Annotated in this window: 1 protein-coding gene; it reads right to left on the bottom strand. The window is 50.2% G+C overall.

Translation table 11 applies throughout. The annotated features are described in order from the left end of the window. The coding region (locus R7O13_RS31005; protein WP_318305745.1) for a cytochrome c oxidase assembly protein at positions 1 to 334 on the bottom strand (334 nt) is incomplete at its 3' end. Between the last annotated feature and the right edge of the window lie 180 nt (positions 335 to 514).

Here is a 514-nt window from a genome sequence, read left to right as displayed (position 1 = left end):
GCCCCACCAGCCTTTGTCCACTTTCGTTAAATGCCAAATATTCAGTTTGCACGACCTCACCTGGATGAACATTCATCGAAATGACTTTCGGCTTAAACTCCCACGGCATATCTGGGTTGACGTGTGCCATAAACTCCACACGAATCGTCCGGCTCAAATCGGGTTGCATCCCCGTAGGTTGAATCGCTGCAACATCACTGGTTTTACCGTTGATACCTAACGCATCACACATCACGTCATAGAGCGGCACGAGCGCAAAACCGAACCCGAACATGGCAAAAGTGGCCAGCACTAACTTTACCGTGAGCTTTTTGTGGGATGATTTTTCTGCCATGTTCTTCGCCTCTCGTTCCGTTAATCCACTTTAGGCGGCGTACTAAAGGTATGGTGAGGCGCAGGGCTTGGCACAGTCCACTCTAATCCTTCTGCACGCTCCCAAGGCTTGGCCGACGCTTTCTCTCCGCCACGAATACATTTGATCACGACCCACAAGAAAATCAGTTGCGACAAACCA

Source organism: Vibrio sp. Y176 (assembly GCF_033438945.1).
This window is presented reverse-complemented; position numbering and strand designations above follow the sequence as displayed.